At 46.8% G+C, this 5557-nt stretch carries 1 protein-coding gene; it reads right to left on the bottom strand.

From position 1 onward, the window contains the following. Positions 1 to 5544: thrombospondin type 3 repeat-containing protein (locus ACTRWI_RS21710; protein ID WP_499133790.1), on the bottom strand; the 5544-nt coding region annotated here is incomplete at its 3' end. Positions 5545 to 5557 lie beyond the last annotated feature (13 nt).

Below are 5557 nucleotides of genomic sequence, written 5' to 3'. Positions count from 1 at the left end.
TGCAATCGCAAACACATCATCAGGATTAGTCGAATCTAAGAAGGTGCTGGCAACCAATGCGTTCGCTGCGTTGATACCCGCCACGATTAGATCACCAGCAGCCAATTTGGCAGCAATATCAGTGAGCGGCGAGACCGTCACCACATCGCGACGAGCGATTTCTGGTAGCACACTCGTTAATGTGTTGTTGGTTAAGGTATTGCCGGTGGCTTCATCTTGATAAGACCCGCCAGTAATTTCAATCATTACCGGAAGCGGCGTTGGCACAATCGTCATGCTGAAGGCGCCGTTTGCATCAGTGGTACCAGCCGTGTGAGTTATGTCAGTGCCTTTGGCACCCGCTTCAATTGCAAACACACGCACTGTCGCTCCACTGATATTGTTCGCTACCGCTTGCCCTGTCACTGCCCATTGTGGATCAAGAGCAAAGGCATCAGCATCACTGATGACAAGCTGCAAGCTGGCTAAATCCGTAATTGACGAAGCGGTACTGTCGGCAACAAACTCTTTATAGAAAAACAGGTTATTACTGTCTACTATCAAACCTACAATGCTTTGCAGCATAGCGATGGTTAAGTCACGAGCGTTGTTGTTAGCAGCATATTGGCTGATGTTATCGATTTGCGTTTGGCTGAGGTTAGCGCTATCAATCAGTATTTGTAATTTGGCTGCGGTATCTACGTTATCGCCAACATCTGAAGCAATCAAGGCTTTATAGTACGCATGATTATTCGCGTCAAGCGAAGTTAAGCCCATCACGCTGCTTAAATCCGCGAAGCTTAAGTTCTTGGCATCATTTGTATTCGCGTATCCGACAATCGCTGTCATTGTGTCTACAGAAGTATTCACGCCATCAATCAACCCTTGCACTTGTGTCAAGGTCGTTAAGCTGCCTAGGCGGGTAAATTCAGCGTTATAGGCCGCCATGTTGGTGCTGATGATGCTGTTAAATTTACCGCTATCGATTAATAGGGCTTCATCAATGGTTTGGTTATTAGCAAGCAAATCATTGATGTCATTCAGCACAGTAGAAACCACTTGACCGGTACCATAACCTCTGGTGTCTTGATCCCCGTTATCGAGATAACCATCGTTGTCATCGTCAGGGTCAATCACATCATAAATTCCATCATTATCGGTATCGACGTAAATACTCAAGGCTTTACGATAACCTTCTGCAATTTCATCAGCCGAAAGAGCGCGGTTATGGGCAGCAAAGCCATATATGCCTTCACTGCCTTGGACGTTACCCTCGTTGATACCGAGTGGTGCAGCGGGATCGTTGATCAGCATAGGTTGACCACTGATTTGCCCAACTTGAACACCATTGACCCAGACTTCGCTATTACTGCCTCGTGCAAGGAAAACAATATGGACTGGGTCACCGTAAGGCGAATCAATAGATTGGCCATTCACCGCCGTAAACGTATGGTCAGCCGCCCCATATTTGGTCGCACCGAGCTTACCGTTACTTGAATATTGCTCAAAACGTAAGCTCCACACGGTGTTGAGTCCAATACTGTTATTTCTCAAACCCAGTATCGCCAATGAATTAGAACGGTCCGTTGCAAAATGTACGATGAACTCGTAAGACACTTCCCCACTTAATGCGGTCAGATCGATGGAACGTTGACTTGGTTGATTAATAAAATCTGTCACGACCACTGCTGGCGTGGTTGCCGTTTGGGCTTGATGTTGCGCCCAAGCACTTACATTCATGATCCCCTGCGCTGGTAATCCCATTTGCAAGGTTGCCCACACGTCAGCAATGCCATCGCTATTTTCATCGATAGAGAAATCAATATCGAGGGGATCGTGTGGATCAAAGCCCGCTTGTTTTTCAACGCTATCCGCAATGCCGTCTCCGTCATTGTCTGTCATGGGATCGGTGTCATCGCTATCAATTATACCGAGAACGCCATCCCCGTCTCCGTCATAGGAATTGGCATCCAGTGGGTTGGTGCCAACAAGGATCTCTTGCCCATTAGTGAAGCCATCTAAATCAGTATCGGCGTCTTTGCCATCATTAGGATCATTCGGATTTAAGCCAAGCAACATTTCATCCGCATCACGAATGCCATCACTGTCACTATCTACACCACCGTCACTAGCATCCATCGGATTAAGGCCGTTATCGGTTTCATAGCCATCACTCAAGCCATCACCGTCATAATCTGAGTTACGGTCAAGTGGCGCACTGTCATCCATATCCGAGATACCATCAGCATCATCGTCATAATCTATGTGATCAGGAATGCCGTCGCTATCGGTGTCTAGATCACCATTCATTAACGGTGAGTTCGGATCGTTGGCGTCGCTGCCTAAAAGTTGCTCGTAGTAGTCGCCGTAGCCATCGTTATCGCTATCAATCGTCGGGTCACCATTGAGACTGATGGTAAAGCGCTGTAACTTGCCATCGGTACTGCTGTAACCATAGGCGGTGCCATTCTCAACACGCAGTTCATCGGAGCGACCGAAGATCACGTCTTGGCGCATACGCGTCAGCGGCACAAGCACTTGCAAGTCTTTGTTGAGCATCATGTAAGCGCTGTAGTCATAACCCTCAAAGGTATGGATTTCCATCAAGAGCAAAATTACGTTATCCGCCAGTTTCAATGGTTTAACACGCGTGACATTTTCATTGATGTCGGTGAAATCCGTCAACCATACGACATAACGGTTTTCAAGCAAGGCATAGCCTCCGCCGAAACTGTAAAAATCACTGCTTTCATATTCGCCAAAGGTGAGGTACTCACCGTCGGCGACATCTTTCGCGGTTGCAACCACAGCGATGTTACGTGATTTATTGTGGGCTCTGCCGACTTCGGCATTGTTAAGGCCACGCTCACTCATCATAAAGCTGAGGAGACGATCGTCCATTTCTACTACGCCACCTAGCTCTGAGTAAGTCCGATTGTCGTTTGACCATTTATAATAGGTCGTCGTTGGCGTTGAGATCTCGGTGTATTCTTCGATACCATTTTTCGCGGTTTTCCCATGCTCAGTTTTTAATCGAAGCAACTCTTGGGTATGGCGATTGAAATCATTCCATTGCACCAAGTTGATACCCCGCGGATAGTTATCGCCTAAGATCAACGTGTTAAAATTACCTTGACTGTCGACCATCAATGTTGAGCCAAATTGGTGGCCGGAGATCTGCCCCCAGGCTCTGGCAATTTCGAGATTGTTCGCATCATAAATGTACGCACCACCACTTTGGTGATTTAAGCCATCGCCACCACGAGTAAGGGTACGTAAAAGATTCATACCTATACGGTCACCTGACCACGCTAATTTGGATGGGAAGTTGCCTACTTTCCAAAAATTCAACGCACCTGTACCGCTAGTACTAGTATTAAGCATTTTTTCAACGATGGTTGTTTGGCTATTTAAATTGTAACGGACCAAACGGGCTGTAGTCGGGCTGACTTTATCGGCCGCGCCACCAGTGGCAGCTAAACCATACACAATGTCACCACTGCCATTACTGGCCGCTGACAATAAGTTCTCATTAGCGCTATTTGGCAAACTGATGGTGCGGTTATGTGTACCTTCGGCGTTAAATTCGCTGTAGTAGACCGCCATATTGGTTTGATCTTGCCAAACCACACCGTCTTTAGTGCCATTGCTCACCGCAGAGTACGCTACTTTCGGCATATAGTTGGACGAGTGGGAATCCAAACTAGCGGCATAATCTTCATAAGGCACATACATATCTTCGCTACGGCTATGTGCCTCTATCATGATGCGCACCACTGGCGAAGTGTATTCTGTACGTTCATGCGTTGCTGAAACGGTAGTGGTGCCTAAGCGTTCCCCTGTTGCAAGGTTATTCCATACCGTTGGCTCTGCGTCATCTGGGTCAAGAATGCCATCATGATCGGTATCAAAGCTGCTGGCATCACTTGGGTCAGAGCCGTCTTGGTATTCCACTAAGTTGGTGAATCCATCACCATCCAAATCGCCTGTCTCATCGCCTGCGATTAATGGGTCAAACCCATAGGTGGTTTCAAAGCCATCCCCCATGCCATCGCCATCAGTATCGGATGTCACGCTGTAGCTATTCACATCAAGTGTATCGGCGACACCATCGCCATCCAGATCGGGGTCAATACCGTCCTCAATACCATCGCCATCAAAATCGCTGTACGGCAAGGTGAAATCGATACTGAACGGATAAATACCCAGCTCTTCTTGTGCTGAAGTGACATAACGTAATGTCGCCACGCCACCATTATAATGAGTTCCCGTCGGCAAGGCGCTTAAACTACCGCTATCGAGTGAAATGTGGAAAAAATTGACTGTATCAAAATCAGGCGATGCCTCACCAGGGGTGGTGACATAGTGCATCGCGGTTTGAATTTGATTGTAAATACGTTGCCCTTTCAAGGTCACTGGATAAACATTGCCCGCAGCATCTTTCACCTCAAGCGTGAAATGGGTCTCGGTTTCGGAGGTATCCCACCAATTTGGCGTGAGTGTTTCGCTAGGACCTGTCAAACCTGAACCAGGTAAGATCGCAACCGCTAGGTATTCGCTACCGGTGAAATGATTGGTGTAATCAAAAGATAAGCTAGTATCAGGGGTGAGGTTCTCTACCGTGTAAATTTCAGCAGTTGTGGTTTGCGGATCAATAGCCGTTAGTCGGTTGCCATTGGCATCAATGATTTCCATTTCTGCCGTGTGCTGACCAAGGCTTAACCCCGATAAAATCACGCTTGGTTCAATGGCAGTTACCCATTCACCACCATCTAGACGGTAACGCCAAGCATCAAAGTTGATGCGAGTAAAGAAAGATAAGCGGGTATCGTCATTATTCAGTTGCACCAAGCTAAAGTTAGAAATCAGTTCACCATAGAGATCTAAATCTTCTGGTAATGCCATGAGGTTCAGTGCTGTGGTACGCTCACTCACATCTTGATTAATGAATAGCCAGTTATCATCGGGAATATCCTCAGCCTCAATAGTTTGTAATTTGGTCGCGACCCAATCACTGTCATTTAACGTCACCTCATAAATGTCGTATTTCACATCGCGTGGCAAACGCAGCATTGGATAAACTTCATTCACGCGCCATGCAGTTGGTGCCACTTGAGAGGGGCCAATTTGATACAAAGGTATCGCGGTGTTGAACTGATAGCTGATCCCTTCGTTTACCGTATATTGGGTAGCACTGTAATTTGCACTATTAAAGCTACAAGCATTCAATCCATCATAATAAACAAGCGCAATATTGCCTACCATTTGGGTTGGTGCAGCGCTGACAGGACAGTCATCAGTCTTATTTGTCGTGTAAGGAATAGGCAGGCCGTCAACATTACCATCAAGAACACCGGAATTGAGCGTAACGTAGAGTTCGTTTTCATCCGCTGTACCATTGCCATCCAAATCTGTATCTAGACCATTCACTGTGCCATCGTTGTCTGTATCGGTTTGACCAAGATAAATCGGATGATTGGCATCATTCGGGTCGGTAAATTGTGCTAGTTCAACCCCATCTAAAATACCGTCACCATCACTGTCAACGACATTATCATTATTCACGATTGCAACCAAC

The sequence above is a fragment of the Pseudoalteromonas sp. G5_S1_14_S5 genome (assembly GCF_054968605.1).
The sequence above is the reverse complement of the archived record's forward strand: the minus strand, read 5'-3'. Positions and strand labels throughout refer to the sequence as shown.